General features: G+C 70.6%; 14 protein-coding genes. 7 read left to right on the top strand and 7 right to left on the bottom strand.

Annotated elements, in window-relative coordinates:
- Nucleotides 1-105 precede the first annotated feature (105 nt).
- From AC3WJT_RS02290 to AC3WJT_RS02260, 7 genes are all read left to right on the top strand, one after another.
- A complete protein-coding gene (locus AC3WJT_RS02290) occupies nucleotides 106-387 on the top strand; it encodes an integration host factor subunit beta (protein WP_492341448.1) in 282 nt (93 codons plus the stop codon).
- A gap of 64 nt (nucleotides 388-451) precedes the next feature.
- The gene (mscL, locus tag AC3WJT_RS02285; RefSeq protein ID WP_492341447.1) at nucleotides 452-871 is read left to right on the top strand and encodes a large-conductance mechanosensitive channel protein MscL; all 420 of its coding nucleotides are present in this window, start codon (nucleotides 452-454) and stop codon (nucleotides 869-871) included.
- Nucleotides 872-911: 40 nt separating this feature from the next.
- Nucleotides 912-1550, top strand: a complete 639-nt coding sequence (locus tag AC3WJT_RS02280; protein WP_492341446.1) for a phosphoribosylanthranilate isomerase — start codon at nucleotides 912-914, stop codon at nucleotides 1548-1550.
- Between the two features lie 12 nt (nucleotides 1551-1562).
- The gene (gene trpB / locus AC3WJT_RS02275; protein WP_492342356.1) at nucleotides 1563-2783 is read left to right on the top strand and encodes a tryptophan synthase subunit beta; all 1221 of its coding nucleotides are present in this window, start codon (nucleotides 1563-1565) and stop codon (nucleotides 2781-2783) included.
- Nucleotides 2780-3613: a tryptophan synthase subunit alpha gene (trpA, locus tag AC3WJT_RS02270; protein WP_492341445.1), complete on the top strand. Its 834-nt coding sequence runs from the start codon at nucleotides 2780-2782 to the stop codon at nucleotides 3611-3613. Before trpB ends, trpA begins: the two co-directional genes overlap by 4 nt.
- Nucleotides 3614-3617: 4 nt before the next feature.
- Nucleotides 3618-4538: an acetyl-CoA carboxylase carboxyltransferase subunit beta gene (locus tag AC3WJT_RS02265; protein WP_492342355.1), complete on the top strand. Its 921-nt coding sequence runs from the start codon at nucleotides 3618-3620 to the stop codon at nucleotides 4536-4538.
- 115 nt (nucleotides 4539-4653) lie between these two features.
- Nucleotides 4654-5973 carry a bifunctional folylpolyglutamate synthase/dihydrofolate synthase gene (locus AC3WJT_RS02260; protein ID WP_492341444.1) on the top strand — a complete coding sequence of 440 codons (1320 nt, stop codon included), beginning with the start codon at nucleotides 4654-4656 and terminating at the stop codon, nucleotides 5971-5973.
- A 48-nt stretch (nucleotides 5974-6021) separates the two neighbouring features.
- Here the strand turns inward: AC3WJT_RS02260 and trxA are convergent, their stop codons facing one another.
- The 7 genes from trxA to AC3WJT_RS02225 all read right to left on the bottom strand — a co-directional run bounded on the left by trxA (nucleotide 6022) and on the right by AC3WJT_RS02225 (nucleotide 16025).
- Nucleotides 6022-6357 carry a thioredoxin gene (trxA, locus tag AC3WJT_RS02255; RefSeq protein ID WP_492341443.1) on the bottom strand — a complete coding sequence of 112 codons (336 nt, stop codon included), beginning with the start codon at nucleotides 6355-6357 and terminating at the stop codon, nucleotides 6022-6024.
- 74 nt (nucleotides 6358-6431) lie between these two features.
- Nucleotides 6432-9902 (bottom strand): double-strand break repair helicase AddA, encoded by a 3471-nt coding sequence (addA, locus tag AC3WJT_RS02250; protein ID WP_492341442.1) that lies wholly within the window; start codon nucleotides 9900-9902, stop codon nucleotides 6432-6434.
- Nucleotides 9899-12892, bottom strand: a complete 2994-nt coding sequence (gene addB, locus AC3WJT_RS02245; RefSeq protein ID WP_492341441.1) for a double-strand break repair protein AddB — start codon at nucleotides 12890-12892, stop codon at nucleotides 9899-9901. Before addB ends, addA begins: the two co-directional genes overlap by 4 nt.
- Entirely contained in the window at nucleotides 12889-13614 is a 726-nt protein-coding gene (murU, locus tag AC3WJT_RS02240) for an N-acetylmuramate alpha-1-phosphate uridylyltransferase MurU (RefSeq protein WP_492341440.1), read from the bottom strand. The genes addB and murU overlap by 4 nt, the downstream gene beginning before the upstream one ends.
- A complete protein-coding gene (gene amgK / locus AC3WJT_RS02235; protein WP_492341439.1) occupies nucleotides 13611-14702 on the bottom strand; it encodes an N-acetylmuramate/N-acetylglucosamine kinase AmgK in 1092 nt (363 codons plus the stop codon). The genes murU and amgK overlap by 4 nt, the downstream gene beginning before the upstream one ends.
- Complete coding sequence (gene tsaE / locus AC3WJT_RS02230; protein ID WP_492341438.1) at nucleotides 14692-15153, bottom strand: tRNA (adenosine(37)-N6)-threonylcarbamoyltransferase complex ATPase subunit type 1 TsaE; 462 nt, start codon at nucleotides 15151-15153, stop codon at nucleotides 14692-14694. The genes amgK and tsaE overlap by 11 nt, the downstream gene beginning before the upstream one ends.
- Entirely contained in the window at nucleotides 15150-16025 is an 876-nt protein-coding gene (locus AC3WJT_RS02225; protein WP_492341437.1) for a 1-acyl-sn-glycerol-3-phosphate acyltransferase, read from the bottom strand. The genes tsaE and AC3WJT_RS02225 overlap by 4 nt, the downstream gene beginning before the upstream one ends.
- Nucleotides 16026-16030 lie beyond the last annotated feature (5 nt).

Here is a 16030-nt window from a genome sequence, read left to right as displayed (position 1 = left end):
CGGACTTGCACGCCGCTGTTCCGCTCTTTGGCCGACAACCCCTTGAAGACTCAAGAATGATTGGGCAAAGGTCGGGATGGCCGACGACCGGGCCGGGGGACCGCCATGATCAAATCCGAGCTGATCGCCAGGCTTGCCGCCGAGAACCCGCATCTGACCCAGCGCGACATCGAACGCGTGGTCGGCGTAATTCTCGAGAAGATGACCGTGGCGCTGGAAGGCGGCGGACGGGTTGAGCTGCGCGGCTTCGGCGCTTTTTCGGTCCGGTCACGCCCGGCGCGCGCGGGGCGCAATCCGCGCACCGGCGAGCCGGTGTCCGTCAAGGGCAAGCATGTGCCCTTCTTCAAGAGCGGCAAGGAACTGCGCGAACGGCTCAACGCCGACTGACGCGCGCTTGACCTGGATGGCCCGGCCCGAAAAGCTCGCCGTCTGAATCAGACGGGAGGCGCCCATGAGCGTGATCAAGGAATTTCGCGAGTTCATCGCGCGCGGCAATGTGGTCGATCTGGCCGTCGGGGTGATCATCGGCGGTTCGTTCGGGGCCATCGTGAAGAGCCTTGTCGACCAGGTGGTCATGCCGCCGATCGGCCTGATCACCGGCGGGATCGACTTTTCAAAGCTCGAATGGGTGCTGCGGGCCGACAACCCCGCCACCGAGGTGATCGAGAAGGTCGCCATCGGCTATGGCGGCTTCATCAACACCGTCATCCAGTTCCTGATCGTCGCGGCGGCTGTGTTCCTGCTGGTCAAGGCTATCAACAGCGCCCGTCGCCAGCCGGCCGCCGAGCCGGAAGCGCCGCCCGCGCCGACGCCGAGCGAAGCGCTGCTGACCGAGATCCGCGACCTGCTGAAGGCCGGCGGCGGCAAATGACGCGGTTCGGTCGTCGCGGCGACAGCGGTCTGGCGAGGCCATGAGCGGGTCCAAGATCTGCGGCCTGACGACGCCGGAGACCGTCCAGGCCTCCATCGACGGCGGGGCGTCATTCCTGGGGTTCAACTTCTTCCCGCCCAGCCCGCGCTACCTGACGCCGGACGCTGCCGCGCGGCTGGCTCCGCCGGCGCGGGGCAAGGCCTCCATCGTCGCCGTGACCGTCGATCCCGACGACGACCTGGTCGACCGTCTGATGACCTCGCTTCGGCCGGATCTGATCCAGCTGCACGGCAAGGAGACGCCCAACCGGGTGCGGGACGTCGCGGCGCGGTCCGGCGTGGGGGTGATCAAGGTGATCTCCGTGACCGACGCGTCCGATCTCGAGACCGCCCGGGCCTATGACGGCCTGGTCGACCATCTGATGTTCGACGCGCGGCCGCCGGCGGGGTCGGAGCTGCCGGGCGGCATGGGCGCGAAGTTCGACTGGACGATTCTGGCTGGACGCAGGTTCGCGCGGCCCTACCTCCTCGCGGGCGGCCTCGATCCGTGGAACGTCGGAGAGGCCTTGCGCCAGTCCGGCGCCCCGTTCGCGGACGTTTCCTCTGGCGTGGAGCGCGGCCCGGGGATAAAGGACCCCGGCCTGATTTCGGCCTTTCTGGAGGCGGTGCGCCGCGCCTGAGTGTCTGACGCTGTGAACGCCCCATCCAAGCCTAACGACTGGTCCGCCTTCCCGGACGCCCAGGGCCGCTTCGGCGACTACGGCGGCCGCTATGTCGCCGAGACCCTGATGCCGCTCGTGCTCGAGCTGGAGAAGGCCTATGCGGCCGCCGACGCCGACCCGGCGTTCCATGGCGAGCTGAACGGCTTCCTGAAGCACTACGTCGGCCGGCCCAACCCGCTGTATTTCGCCGAGCGCCTGACTGCGCACATCGGCGGAGCGAAAATCTACTTCAAGCGCGAGGAGCTGAATCACACCGGCGCGCACAAGATCAACAACTGCATGGGCCAGATCCTGCTGGCGCAGCGCATGGGCAAGACCCGGATCATCGCCGAGACCGGCGCCGGCCAGCACGGGGTGGCCAGCGCCACCGTCTGCGCCCGCTTCGGCCTGCCCTGCATCGTCTACATGGGCGCGGTCGACGTCGAGCGGCAGAAGCCGAACGTGTTCCGCATGAACCTGCTGGGCACGGAAGTCCGGCCGGTGACGTCCGGCGCCGGGACGCTCAAGGACGCCATGAACGAGGCGATGCGCGACTGGGTGACCAACGTCGAGGACACCTACTACATGATCGGCACCGCCGCCGGTCCGCACCCCTATCCGGCCATGGTCCGCGACTTCCAGTCGGTGATCGGCAAGGAAATCCGCACCCAGATCATGGAAGCCGAGGGCCGCCTGCCTGACGCCGTGGTCGCCTGCGTCGGCGGCGGCTCGAACGCCATCGGCACCTTCCACCCGTTCCTCGCCGACGAGGGTGTGCGCATCTACGGCGTCGAGGCCTCTGGCCACGGCCTGCTGACCGACAAGCACGCCGCCTCGCTGACGGGGGGCAAGCCGGGCGTCCTGCATGGCAACAAGACCTATCTGCTGCAGGACGACGACGGCCAGATCCTCGACGCCCACTCGATCAGCGCCGGCCTCGACTATCCGGGCATCGGTCCGGAGCACAGCTGGCTGCACGACACGGGCCGGGCGAAGTACCTGACCTGCACCGACGACGAAGCTCTGGCCGCCTTCCAGCTCTGCGCGGAGCTGGAGGGGATCATCCCGGCCCTTGAGACCGCCCATGCGATCGCCAAGTTGCCCGAAGTGGCGAAGGACGTCGGCAAGGACGGCGTGATCGTCCTGACCATGTCCGGCCGGGGCGACAAGGACGTCAACACGGTCGCCGCCGCCCTGGGAATGACGATTTGACCGCCAATCGACTGACCACGCGCTTCGCGGCCCTGGCCGCCGAGGATCGCGCCGCCTTTGTCACCTATGTGATGGCCGGCGACCCGGACATCGCCGTCTCGTCGGAGATCCTCGCGAAGCTGCCGGCGGCGGGCGCGGACATCATCGAGCTGGGCATGCCGTTCTCGGACCCGATGGCCGAGGGCCCGACGATCCAGCGCGCCGCCCAGCGTTCGCTGGCCGCAAAGACGAAGATGTCCGACGTGCTGGCCATGGTCGCGACCTTCCGCCAGCAGGACGACGTCACGCCGATCGTACTGATGGGCTACCTCAATCCCGTGCTGTTCCGCGGCTTCGAGACCTTCGCGGCGGACGCCGCCGCCGCCGGCGTCGACGGCCTGATCGTCGTCGATTGCCCGCCGGAGGAAGCCGACCCGCTGGCCGATGCGCTGGATGCGGTCGGCGTCTCGCTGATCCGCCTGGCCGCCCCGACCACCGACGACGCCCGACTCCCGGCGGTCGTGCGGCGCACCTCGGGCTTTGTCTATTACGTCTCCGTCGCCGGGGTGACCGGGGTCAAGGAAGCAGACTCGTCCTCCGTGGCCCGGCCTGTGCAGAGGCTGCGTGCGGCGTCCGGTCTGCCGGTCGCGGTGGGATTTGGCATCCGGACGCCCGAAAAGGCCGCGGAAGTCGCCAGACTCGCCGACGGCGTGGTGGTCGGATCGGCGCTGGTCGATGAAATCGAAGGCGCCCTGAACAGCGGGTCGAACGAAAACGTGACTGAAAGAGTTCTTTCCAAGACCGCGGAGCTGGCTAAGGCTGTGCGCTTGGCGCGAGTCAGGGATGCTTGAAGCGATGGCGATGGCTGACCCGAAGAACGAGAAACCGACCCGGGGCAATGCGCGCGAGCGTCAGGGCTGGCTTGCCCGGATCGCCCCCGGCGTCCGCGGTGCGTTCGTAAAGCGCGAAACACCTGAAAATCTCTGGGTCAAATGCCCCGACACCGGGGAGATGATCTATCGCCCCGACCTGGAAGCCGCCTGGTGGGTGACCCCGGCCGGCCGCCATATGCGCATCGGGCCCGAGCTGCGCTTCAAGTTCACCTTCGACAACGGCGCCTACGAGACCTTCGACACCCCGACGGTGCCTGAGGATCCTCTGCACTTCACCGATGGCCGGCCCTACACCGAGCGCCTCGCGGCCGCCCGCAAGTCGACGGGCGAGCCTGACGCCATGGCCCTGGCCGCCGGCGACATCGGCGGCACGCCGACCGTGGTGCTGGTGCAGGACTTCGCCTTCATGGGCGGGTCGCTGGGCATGGCCGCCGGGGAAGCGTTCATCGCCGCCGCGCGGCTGGCGATCGAGCGGCAGTCGCCGCTGGTTGTCTACACCGCCGCCGGCGGCGCGCGGATGCAGGAAGGGACCCTGTCCCTGATGCAGATGGCCCGCACGACCCTGGCGATCCAGGAAATGAAGCGCGCGCGCCTGCCCTATATCGTCGTGCTGACCGACCCGACCACCGGCGGCGTCACGGCCAGCTACGCCATGCTGGGCGACATCCATTTCGCCGAACCGGGGGCCCTGATCGGCTTCGCCGGCCAGCGGGTGATCGAGCAGACCATCCGCGAGACCCTGCCGCCGGGCTTCCAGCGCGCCGAATACCTCGTCGAAAAGGGCATGGTCGACCGCGTCGTGGCCCGCCATGAGCTGCCGGCGGTGCTGGGTTCGATCCTGACCACCCTGATGATGGGCCGGGACGGTTCGAAGGCCGCCTGAGTTTTCCGCTCATCCTCGCGAAGGCGGGGACCCAGACTCTTCTGAAGTCTGGTCCGAGCGGAACTGAACACAAACAAGCCTGGGTCCCGGCCTTCGCCGGGATGAGCGGATTTAAGTGTCAGACCACCTTCGCCAACATGACGCCGCCCTTGAGCGACTCCGGCTGCTGCACCCGAAGCTGATCGATCTGTCTCTGGGCCGGATGCACAGACTGTGCACGGCGCTCGGCGAGCCGCAGCGCAAGCTGCCGCCGGTGGTCCACGTCGCCGGCACCAACGGCAAGGGCTCGACCGTCGCCTTCCTGCGCGCCATCGCCGAGGCGGCGGGCCTTCGGGTGCACGTGTTTTCCTCGCCGCATCTGGTGCGGTTCGCCGAGCGCATCCGGCTGGCCGGAACCCTGATCAGTGACGCGCACCTGGCGCAGGTGCTGGAGCGGGTCGAGCGGGCCAACGCCGGCGAGGCGATCACCTTCTTCGAGATCACCACGGCCGCGGCGCTGCTGGCGTTCTCGGAGGTAGAGGCCGATCTCTGCCTGCTGGAAGTCGGGCTGGGCGGGTCGCTCGACGCGACCAATGTGCTCGAACGCCCCGCGCTCAGCGTCATCGCCCCGGTCGACCACGATCACCGGGAGTTCCTCGGCGACAGCATCGCCGGCATCGCCGGGGAGAAGGCCGGGATCATCAAGCACGGCGCGCCGGTCGTGGTCGGGCGACAGTCGGAAGAGGCGTTCGCGGTCGTCGAGGCGCGGGCCATGGCGCTCGGCGCGCCGCTGACCGCCATGGGCGTGGACTTCGACGCCTGGAGCGAGCGCGGCCGGCTGATCGTCCAGACGCCGGACCGGCTGCTCGACCTGCCCCTGCCCGCGCTTGCCGGACCGCACCAGATCGACAACGCGGGGCTGGCCGTAATGGCCGCGCTGCAGCTGCCCGAGGCGCGGATCGACGAGGCGGCGATCGGGCGCGGCGTCGCCTCAGTGATCTGGCCGGCCCGGATGCAGCGGCTGACGAAGGGGCCGTTCGGCGAGCGGGCCCTGGCGGCCGGCGCCGACCTCTGGCTCGACGGCGGGCACAATCCGCACGCGGCCCGGGCGCTGGCCCGGACCGTCGGCGATATGGCGGCGCGGGACGGGCGACCCGTGGCGCTGATCTGCGGCCTGCTGGCCAACAAGGACCTGGACGGCTTCTTCGCGGCGTTCCGCGATCTGCGGCCGCGCATCGTTTCTGTGCCGTTCGAGGCGGACGCGGCCAGTCCGCCGCAGCGGCTTGTCGAGGCTGCCAGACGGACGGGGTTGAAGGCTGACGTTCAGGGAAGCGCTCTCGAAGCGCTGGACGCGGTGCTGGCGGAGAATGGACCCCCGCCGCACATCATCATCTGCGGATCGCTGTATCTGGCGGGGGAAGTGCTCGCCGCGTCGGAGAGCACCTGGCCGACATAGACCCCAAACCGCTCATCCCGGCGAAGGCCGGGGTGAGTGGATCATTGGCTACGCCGCCGGCTGGACGCCCGCTTCATTCAGCCACTCGAGGATCTTCTGCTTGGGCATGGCGCCGACCTTCATCGAGGTCATCTGGCCGCCGCGGAACAGCATCATCGTCGGGATGCCGCGCACGCCGTAGCGCGACGGCGTCGTCGGGCTGTCCTCGATGTTGACCTTGGCGATCACGACATGGTCGGCGAGTTCCTCGGAGATCTGCTCCAGGGCCGGGGCGATCTGCTTGCAGGGGCCGCACCATTCCGCCCAGAAGTCCACGAGGACAGGCTTGTCGGACTGGAGCACATCGCGCTCGAAGGACTCGTCGGTCACCGTCACGGTGCTCATCGGTATTCTCCCGTTCGCGGCGCCAAGGGGCGCGCGTCGTCATGCCAACGATGTAAGCCCGGCCCCGTTCCCTATCAATGACCAGAGGCCAGCTGGTCGAGGGTTCGGGCGATCATGTTTTCTGGAACCGGCATCAGCCGGGGTCCATCGGTCCAGACAAGCGCCGCCTCGATCCGCCGCCCGGGGAAGACTTCAGCCAGAACGGCGGCGTAGAGCGCCATCTGGACGCGATAGGCGAAATCGGCGTCCTCGATGCGGGCGGGGGCCGGCCTGTTGGTCTTGTAGTCGACCACCAGAACCCGGTCGGGCGTCACCAGCAGCCGGTCGACCCGGCCCGAGACGCCGAGCCCCGCGGGCAGACGCGGCGAGGTCCCGGCGATCGCCGCCTCGGCGCGGCTGCCCGGTCCGAACACATCGGCGAACACCGGGTCCTCCAGCACCCCGAAGGCGGCGGTCATCATCTCGGCGCGCTGGCCGTCCGTGAGATCCGGCTCGCGGTCGAGCAGGCGCCCCGCCGCCACGCGGCGATCGGCCGGGACGACATCGGGCAGCAGCTGCAGCAGCCTGTGAATCAGGTCGCCGCGCCGGAACCGGCCGAGCCCGTGCAGGGCATCCAGCGGCGAGGGCGCGGGGCCCCGTTCGCGCTCGGCCACCTGGGACGGCGAGGCGTAACGCATCACCGCCGACTCAACCGGCGCGGCGCGGCGCACCCAGTCCGGCAGGGCGGCCAGCGGCGGCAGGGACGGCGCGACGCCGGGCCGCTGCAGCGGATCAGGGCCCAGCCGGAGGATTTCCATGCCGCCGGACGACGTCTGGCGCACGTCATCCGCGATCGCCTCCCGGCTGAAGGCGTTGCGCATCGCGGCGTACCAGCCCTTGATGTTCTCGTCCTTCGCCCTGGCGTCGATGCGGCCGCAGAGCACGAGCCGGTCGCGGGCGCGGGTCAGGGCGACATAGAGCAGGCGCCAGGCCTCATCCTCGTCGCGGTCCTTGCGCAGCTGACGCGCGGCGGCGCTGGCCGGGCAGTCGTCGCCCTTGCTGGCGCACCACAGAAAGCCCCCGTACGCCGTCTGCATCAGCGGCGAGCCCTGCCCGCCCGACTTCACAGTGGTTTCCGGCAGGAAGACGATCGGCGCCTCAAGGCCCTTGGAGCCGTGGGCGGTCATCACCCGCACCTCGTCGGCCCCTGACTCCAGCTCGCGCTTCACACTGACATCGAGATCGGCGAAGGCCGCGACCAGCCGCTCGAGGTCGAACAGGCCGCGCCGCTCGGCCGCCAGGGTGCGGGCGATGAACTCGTCGAGCACATCGCCGGCCTCCGAACCCAGCCGCGTGGTGATCCGCGCGCGCATCGAGCGACCCTCGCCGTCGGTCAGGCCCAGCACGCGGCGATAGAAGTCGAACGGCTTGTGACTGCGGGCCAGCGTCCGGAAGGTCTCCAGCCGCGCCAGGGCCTCGGTCCACGACGGCCGCTCTGCGGCGCGGCCGCACAGCACGGTCCAGAGGGTTGTCTTCCCGCGCCCCCAGGCGAGGGCGAAGATGTCGTCGTCATCCAGGCCGCAGAACGGGCTCTTCAACAGGGCCGCCAGCGTCAGGTCGTCCTGCGGGAACAGGGTGAACCGGGCCAGGGCGATCAGGTCGTCAAAGGCGATGTGAGCCGACAGCGACAGCCGGTCGGCGCCGGCCACCGGCACGCCACGCTGCTTCAGCTCGCGCAGGATTTCCTCGAACAGCACCTTGCGCCGGCGGACCAGGATCAGGACGTCGCCGTAGCGGGCGGGTCGCCACTCCTTTGCGTCCTTGTCGAACACGGCGTCGCCGCGCGCGACCAGCGCCTCGATCTCCGTGGCGATCTTCTGCGCCAGACGCTTGTTGGCGCTGGTCGCCGAGACGGCGTCGAGCGGGTCGGTCCAGGCCTCGCGCTCCTCGCGGCCCTCGTCCCGCTCCAGCGGCCACAGATCGACGCAGCCGTCGTGATCGCGGAACGGCTCGTGGACGATGATGTCCTGGTCCTGCGGCGCGGGCACGCCCCGCCGCGTCTCGGGATCGACGAACACCGCATCGACATAGCACAGGACCTGCTTCGTTGAGCGGAACGACAGGTTCAGCGGCACGACCCGCGAGTCGAGGCCCGCGGCGCGGATCAGGGTGTCATAGCGGCGCGTCTCGTCGATCAGCCGCTGGGGGTCGGCGCCCTGGAAGCTGTAGATCGACTGCTTCTCGTCGCCGACGACGAACAGGCTGCGGGCGAGCGTCTGGTTCGAGGGCGGGCCGTCGCCGGCGAAGAATTCGGTCGTCAGGCAGTTGAGGATGTCCCACTGCTCGGGCGCGGTGTCCTGGGCCTCATCGACGAGGATGTGATCGATGCCGCCGTCCAGCTTGTAGAGCACCCAGGCGGCGTCAGGCCGCGCGGCCACCAGGTCGCGGCTCCGCTCGATCAGATCGGCGAAGTCGAGCGCCCGGCGCGAGGCCTTGGCCGAGGCATAGGCGTCGGCATAGACGGCGGCCAGGGCCAGGACCATCACCGTGTCCTGCGCGACGCGGGCGGACTTCGCGCGGTTGAGGGCCTCGACGATCCGGGCCTGCTCCTCGCGCAGCCAGTCCTTGACCTGGTCGTCGACGGCCTTGGTGCCGAGGCTCTTCTGCGGGCTGCCGTCCTTGGTCAGCAGTACGGCCTTCACCGCAGCGGGCGCGCTCAGGCCCAGCGCGGCGGCTTCCGCCACCGTTGCACAGTGGAGGCCGCGCTTGTTGTCGGTGACGCTCTTGCCGGGCGCCGACAGGACGACGGCGGCGTTGCGCCAGCGGGCGGCGTCGATGGCGGGCGGGGAGAAGGCCTCGCGCTCGATGAGCTCGGGGTCTTCCAGTCCGTTCAGGCCGCAAGCTTCTGCAATGGCGCCCGGCAGACCCGCCAGGCCGCCGCAACGCCTGACGTAGTCGGCCAGCGCCGCGCGGCGCTCCTCGAACGCGCGGAACATCGCCTCGAACCGGTCGATGTCGAGCGCCACGGCGAGACGGGCGTAGGCGTCGGCGACCAGGCCCTCCTCGTCGAGCGCCCGGTTGGCGAGGTCGGCGCGGGCCTCGCGGGCGATCAGCGCGGCCTCGGCCTCGTCCATGATGGCGAAGCCGGGTGACAGCGCGGCCTCGACCGGAAACCGGCGCAGCAGCTTTTCGCAGAAGGCGTGGATGGTCTGGATCTTCAGCCCGCCCGGCGTCTCCAGCGCCTTGGCGAACAGATTGCGCGCCTCGGACAGCTGCAGGTCGTCCGCGGGGGCCTCGCCCTCGCCGGCCAGCGCCGTGAGTTCCTCGCGCAACTTGTCATTGTCCATGACCGACCAGTCGCCGAGCCGTCGGAACAGCCGGTGCTGCATCTCCGCCGCCGCCGCACGGGTGTAGGTCACGCAGAGGATCGCCTCGGGCCGCACCTTGCGCAGCAACAGCCGCGCCACCCGGTCGATCAGGGTCTTGGTCTTGCCCGTCCCGGCGTTGGCCGTGACGAAGGCGTTGATCGTCGGATCGGCAGCCAGGGTCTGGTTCTGGAGGCTCATGTGTCGCCGCCTTCGCCGTCGCCGCCGGTCGACCATTCGAAGACCCGCGCCAGGTGGTCGTAGTCGCCGGGGAACTCCTTGACCCACTGCGGCGCGACCTTTGACGGGTAGCCGCGATCGGGGTCCTCATAGAGCGTCAGCAGGGCGATCACGCCGGCCAGGGCCTTGGCGGTCGCCTCCTCGCTTTCAGCGCCGGAAGCCTTGCGGATGACTTCCTCGCCGGGCGGCTTGCGGCCCGTGACGCGCAGATAGGTCAGGTCACCGGGCTCCGCCCGGAAGCCCCCGAACCCGCCCTGCTGGAGGATGGCCGCCGTCAGGGTCAGTTGCGGCGAAAAGCCCGCGTCGATCTGCGACTCGGTCGGCGCGCCGCCGGTCTTGAAGTCGACCACATGACCCCGGCCGTCGGCGGTCACCTCGATGCGGTCGGCCCGGGCGGTGATGCTGATCGTTCGCTCGCCGATGGCCAGGGCGAGGACGCCCTTCTTCTCGACATGGATATCCCGCCCGTCCGCGCGGCGGTCGCGCTCCAGGTCGCTCGCCCAAACGCCGATCTCGCGCGCCAGCGCCCGCTCCCGCGCCAGCGAGGCGCGGGGCAGGCCCTTCTCGACCAGAGCGGTCTCGTACAGCTGCTGGAACAGGACCGGCGCGTCGTCGGGCTCACCGCCCGCCCAGGCCGCCGCGAAGTCCTCGAACGCCTTGTGGATCGCGCTGCCCCGCGCCTTGACCTCGACGGGCTCGTCAGGCCGCTCCAGCGGATACAGCTTCAGAATGTCCCGCGCCCAGATGGCGTAGGGATCGCGTGTCAGGGTCTCGACCCGTGTGACGGCGTACTCCCGGGGCCGCGAGGCCAGGGGCGGAACGGGCGCGGGCCGGGCCACCGGGGCATAGGGAGCCGGCGCGTCGAGCCCGCGCGCCCAGTCGAGCACCTCGCGCCGCCCCGGCAGGGGCATGCCCGCTCCGCGCGCCAGGGTTCGCAGCCGCCAGAGCCAGCGCGATTCCACGGCCGGCGAGCCCTCGCGGCGCTGACTGTGCACCAGCACCACGTCCGGCGCGCAGGCGGCCTGGGCGAAGTCGTGGGCGGTCAGGCCCAGGCGCCGCTCGGGCGCGGGCACGCCCAGCCGCTCGCGCATCGGCCGCGACAGGAACGGATCGACGGGCGCGCCCTGCGGCCAGACCCCGTCCTCCAGCCCCGCCAGCACCAGCCGGTCCGAGCGGATCAGCCGCGCCTCGAGCGCGCCGAGAATGCGGATGCGCGGATGGGTCTCGCCCCCGGACCGCACGCTCTCGTCTTCCAGCAGCCCGCCAGTCAGATCGGCGAAGTCCCGCGGGGTGACGGGCGGAAGGTCACGGCCGTTGACGATCAGGCCCGACAGCAGGATCGAGGCGCACTCCCCGGCGCCGCCGGACCACACCGCTTCGCCGGCCAGCGTCTCGAGCGCCTCGACCAGCGCATGGGCGGCGACGTCGACCTCGGCTGGGCCGTCGGCGAAGGGGCCCGCCGCCAGATCCAGCGCCGCCAGCAGGTCGTCGAACAGGGCGGCCGCCTCGGGCTGGTCGGCGAAGCGTTGCAGCAGAGCCTCCCGATCGCCGGCGCGGGCGCCGCGCAGCCGGCGGTTCTCGCCGCCCTTCGGCGTTTCCAGCACGGTCAGCAGGGGCGCGATCTCTTCCGTCGTTCGTCCCAGCCGGGTCAGCGGGTGCTTGAGGATCGCCAGCAGCAGCACCGGCGACAGCGGATCGACGATCCAGTCCGCCACCAGCCGCGCCAGAACCCCGACCGGGAACCCGGACAGCGGCTCGCCGGCGGAGGAGTCGGCCATCACACCAAACTGCGCCAGCCGCGCGCTGACCCGGCGGGCCAGGGCGAGATCGGGCGTCACCAGCGCTGCGGTGCGGCCCGGCGTTTCGAGCGTTTCGCGCAGCAGCAGGGCGCAGACGTCGGCGGCCTCCTCCTCGTGCCGGGCGGCGATCACCGACAGGCCCTTGAGGCCTTCCGCCAGAGGGTCGACGCCGACCGCCTCGCCCTCGCGGCGCAGGGCTTCCAGCACGTCGCGCCAGTCGGCGGTGGCCTCGGCCGGGCGCAGGGCTTCGTTGATCAGGCGGCGGCGCCAGCGGCCCGCCGAATCGGCGTCAGGGCGCCAGGTGTGGACATCCGCCCGCGTCACCCCGGCGCGGATCAGCAACCGCTTCATCGCGCCCTGGGGGTGCTGGTCATCGACCTTCGCCCAGGCGTCGTCGGCCAGACCCTCATCGAGACCGGGCAGGATCACCGCCCCTTGCGGACAGCCGGCGATAACCTTCAGCAGGTCGGCCGTCGCCGGGGCCGTGCCCGTCGAGCCGGCGGCGATCAGCGGATGCGTGGGCGGATGGTCTGTCCACTGCCGCGCGAGCGCGCGCAACAGCTGAACCCGCCGCCAGGTGACATCGACCAGGCCCATCTCCCGCAGGCGCGCGGGCCAGGCGTCGAGCGCCACGCGCAGCACGTCGGCCGACCGGCGCCAGTGGGCGGCCATGTCGAAGTCGACCAGGCTGTCGAGCTTCGCGGCGGGGTCCTCGACCTCCTCGATCTGGACACTGTCGAGAAAGCCGCCCAGCGCATCGGCCAGCTCCAGCGCGCCGGCGGCGTCGAGGTCGCGGCCGAGCGTCTTGTGACCGGCCGCCAGCCTGGCCAGCTCGAACCGCCGCCGCAGCGGGTCGATCGCGGGAGGAATGTCGAGCGACAGGTCGCCCGGCTCGAACGGCGGCTCGCCCTCGTCGAGGTCGCCGATGGCGCGGATCTGCGGCAGCAGCACCGCGCGGCCGCCCGCCGCGCCGACAAAGGCCTCGGCCAGCGAGCGCGCGCCGCGCCGGGTCGGGGTGAACACCACAGCGCCCGCCAGCGCTTCGGGGTCGGGCAGCAGGGTCAGCAGTCCGGCGGCGAGATCATCGAGAAACGGCCGCTGGGCGGGGATCGAGAACCAGCGCGGCGCCGGACGCTCGAACAGATCGCTCATCCCGCCAGCCGGGCTTGCGCCGCATCGCGCGCCTGGGGATCTCCGACGTGCATCCAGAGCCCTTTCGGCGCGACACCGTGGATCCGGCCCGTCTCCGTGAGCCGCTTCCAGATCGGCAGCAGGCCGAAGGGACCCTCCGGGCCGTCGGCGACCACCGACGGCTTGGCGATATGCACCCCGACATAGACCAGCGGGGCCATCTCGCCGGGGGTCTTGAACCGCACCTCGCCCGCGTCAGACACGAACAGGTCGCCGCTGTCGTGGAAGCCCATCGACTCGGCGGTCGAGGCCGTCAGCAGGCAGACGTCCATGCGATCCGGGTCCCAGGCCGCCGCGACGGCTTCGAGCGCCTTGTCGTCATCGTCGATCCAGACCGAGTCGATGTTGGCGACCCAGAACGGCTGGTCGGGCAGCAGGTGCAGCGCGTGCTTGATGCCGCCGCCGGTTTCCAGCGGCTCGGCGCGCTCGTCGGAAATGATGATGCGCGGCAGGACCCCGGTGGCGTCGCGCGCCTTCAGATGAGCCTCCAGCCGGTCGGCGAAGGCGTGGACGTTGACCACCGCCGTCTCGACCCCGACCTGGGCCAGGCGATCGAGCATGTGGTCGATCAGCGCGCGACCGCCGACCTCGACCAGCGCCTTGGGCCGGTCGTTGGTCAGGGGGCGCATGCGGGTGCCGAGCCCTGCGGCCAGCACCATCGCGGTTGTCGGACGGCCGCTCATGACCGGGCCTCCGCAGGCACATGGCGATCGAACCAGGCCTTCATGCCGGCCATTGTCGGGTCGGCCAGGCAGCTGTCGAGATAGCGCCAGAGCCGGGGCAGCATCGATTCGTACTTCGGCTTGCCGTCGCGCACGACCAGCCGGGCAAAGATGCCGATGATCCGCGCGACGTTCAGGCCGCCGAGCGCATGGTAGTCGGCCAGCAGGGCCTGCCGGTCGAGCTGCGGATGGGCGGCGAAGTAGCGCTCCAGCGCGGCGGCTTCACGCTCGGGCGAAACGTCCCTGCGGGCGTCATGCAGCAGCATCGACAGGTCCCACACGCGGTTGGCGCGGACTGCGTCCTGGAAGTCGATCAGCCCGACCCGCGCCGGGCCGTCGCGGTCGCCCAGCCAGATCAGGTTCTCGGCGTGATAGTCGCGGTGGCAGAAGACCTCCGCCGACGCTTCGCCCCGGGCGCGGATCGGCTTCCAGAGCGCTTCCCATTCGGCGAGGGCGGCGGCGTCCGGCGCGAAGGCCGGCCGCAGCTTCGGCAGCCATTCGGTGAACAGGTCGGCGGCGCAGACCAGCGCCAGGTCGTCATAGGTCAGCAACGGCCAGCGGACGCCATCGAAGGCCAGGACATCCGGCGGCCGGACGGCGTGCAGCACGACAAGGGCGTCGATGGCGGCGTCATAGAGTTCGCCCTCGTCGCCGCCGGCGGCGATCCGCGCGGCATAGAGGTCGTCGCCGAGGTCCTCGAGCACCGCCAGGCCGGCCGGAGCGTCAAACGCCTCGACCTCGGGCGCGGAGAGGCCGAGCGACTTCAGGTAGCGGGCGCAGGCGACGAAGGCGTCGACCCGGCCGGACGCCAGGCGGTAGGCGGCGTTGAACCCCAGGGCGACCCGCTCCTGCGGCGTCGCCTGCGGCGGACAGGGCGCGGTCTCGGCCTTGGGCGGCTGGTCCATGAAGATGCGGCTGGTTCCGTCGGCCAGGTGAAGCCGCTCGTAGACCCGCGTGGAGGCGTCGCCGCTCATCAGCTCGCGGCGGGCGTCGCCGAAGCCATTGGCCGTCAGAAAAGCGGCCTTGGCGGCCTCCCGCTCAGCACTCAAGCGTCCGTCCCTTCCATGCGCCGTGAGGGGTCAGCCGCGCCCGTCGCGTCTCCCCCCCGTTTTCGAGACTGATCTCTATATCGAGTCGGTCGGGCGGCAGCCGCCCGTCCAGCCGCTGCGGCCATTCGATCAGGGCCGCGCCCTCGTCGAGCGCCTCGTCAAGGCCGATCTCGAACGCCTCGTCAGGGCTCGACAGGCGATAGAGATCGAAGTGAGCCAGTGGGAACGCCGCCGTCTCGTAGAACTGCACCAGGGTGAAGGTCGGGCTGGGCACGTCCTCGTCCGGCCGGGTAAGCGCCCGCACCAGCGCCCGGGCCAGGGTCGACTTGCCGGCGCCCAGCGGACCGGACAGGCAGATCGCCTCGCCGGTGCGCAGGGCGAACGCCAGCGACGCGCCCAGTCGCGCGGTCGCGGCCTCGTCGGCGAGGTCGAACTGCGCCGGCAGGGTCATGCGAACGGACGGTCTGGGTGATGAGGCAGCACCTGTTCCACATAGGCCTTGATCGCGGCGCTGGCGACGGCGGCGTCGGCATCCAGCGCGTCCGGCGGAATGGGACGACCGATTGTGACGTCGAAACGCCGTCCGGTCTTGTTCAGCAGCTCGTGGAACAGGGTGATGTCGCGCAGCTCGGGCGAGAAGCGGTCGAACAGGTGGAACAGCGTCGCCCAGGGTCCGGCGACATGAACCGGGATCACGGGGGCGGCGTACTTCATCGCCACCGACAGGGCCGTCGGCATCCAGACGGGGTCCCGCAGCACCCCGTCAGGGCCGCGCCGGGCCAGCTTGCCGGCCGGGAACACCATCAGCGCCCGCTCCGCCTCCAGCACCTCGCGGGTCATGGTCAGGGTCAGGCGGGTGCGGTCGCGGGTGCGTTTGGCGGCGACCCACTCCACTGGAATCAAGGTCTCGTCGAACTTCGGGCAGACGCGGTGGGCGTCGGAATTGGCGTAGAAGATGATGTCGGGCCGCGCAGACTTGAGCGCGTCATAGACCGCCACCCCGTCGGCGATGCCGGTCGGATGATTGCCGACGATGATCAGCCGCCCCTCGCGCGGCAGATGCTCCAGACCCCGCACGCCGACATCGATGGCCAGCAGGTCGGAGACGAAGTCCAGCGCCGCCTTGCCGCCCATCGGCGCGATGGCGTCGGCCATGGCACGCGCCCGGCCGTAGCCCAGCAGCTGGTAGAGCAACGGCCGCACCACCGGCCAGGCGGCTGACCGCGACAGCTTCGGCGCCCGCTCGGCGATCAGCACATCGACGATGTGCTCGCGCGCAACGGCGGCGGTCGAAACAGGCGGGGCGGGGGCGTCATCGGCCATGACGG

The organism is Caulobacter sp. FW305-C-30-S16 (assembly GCF_058783025.1).
This window is presented reverse-complemented; position numbering and strand designations above follow the sequence as displayed.

What these genes read in the sequence shown, in the direction of transcription:
- AC3WJT_RS02290 (WP_492341448.1), top strand. Translation starts at nt 106, where the DNA reads ATGATCAAATCCGAGCTGATCGCCAGGCTTGCCGCCGAGAACCCGCAT.
- mscL (WP_492341447.1), top strand. Translation starts at nt 452, where the DNA reads ATGAGCGTGATCAAGGAATTTCGCGAGTTCATCGCGCGCGGCAATGTG.
- AC3WJT_RS02280 (WP_492341446.1), top strand. Translation starts at nt 912, where the DNA reads ATGAGCGGGTCCAAGATCTGCGGCCTGACGACGCCGGAGACCGTCCAG.
- AC3WJT_RS02265 (WP_492342355.1), top strand. Translation starts at nt 3,618, where the DNA reads ATGGCGATGGCTGACCCGAAGAACGAGAAACCGACCCGGGGCAATGCG.
- trxA (WP_492341443.1), bottom strand. Translation starts at nt 6,357, where the DNA reads ATGAGCACCGTGACGGTGACCGACGAGTCCTTCGAGCGCGATGTGCTC.
- addA (WP_492341442.1), bottom strand. Translation starts at nt 9,902, where the DNA reads ATGAGCCTCCAGAACCAGACCCTGGCTGCCGATCCGACGATCAACGCC.
- addB (WP_492341441.1), bottom strand. Translation starts at nt 12,892, where the DNA reads ATGAGCGATCTGTTCGAGCGTCCGGCGCCGCGCTGGTTCTCGATCCCC.
- murU (WP_492341440.1), bottom strand. Translation starts at nt 13,614, where the DNA reads ATGAGCGGCCGTCCGACAACCGCGATGGTGCTGGCCGCAGGGCTCGGC.
- tsaE (WP_492341438.1), bottom strand. Translation starts at nt 15,153, where the DNA reads ATGACCCTGCCGGCGCAGTTCGACCTCGCCGACGAGGCCGCGACCGCG.
- AC3WJT_RS02225 (WP_492341437.1), bottom strand. Translation starts at nt 16,025, where the DNA reads ATGGCCGATGACGCCCCCGCCCCGCCTGTTTCGACCGCCGCCGTTGCG.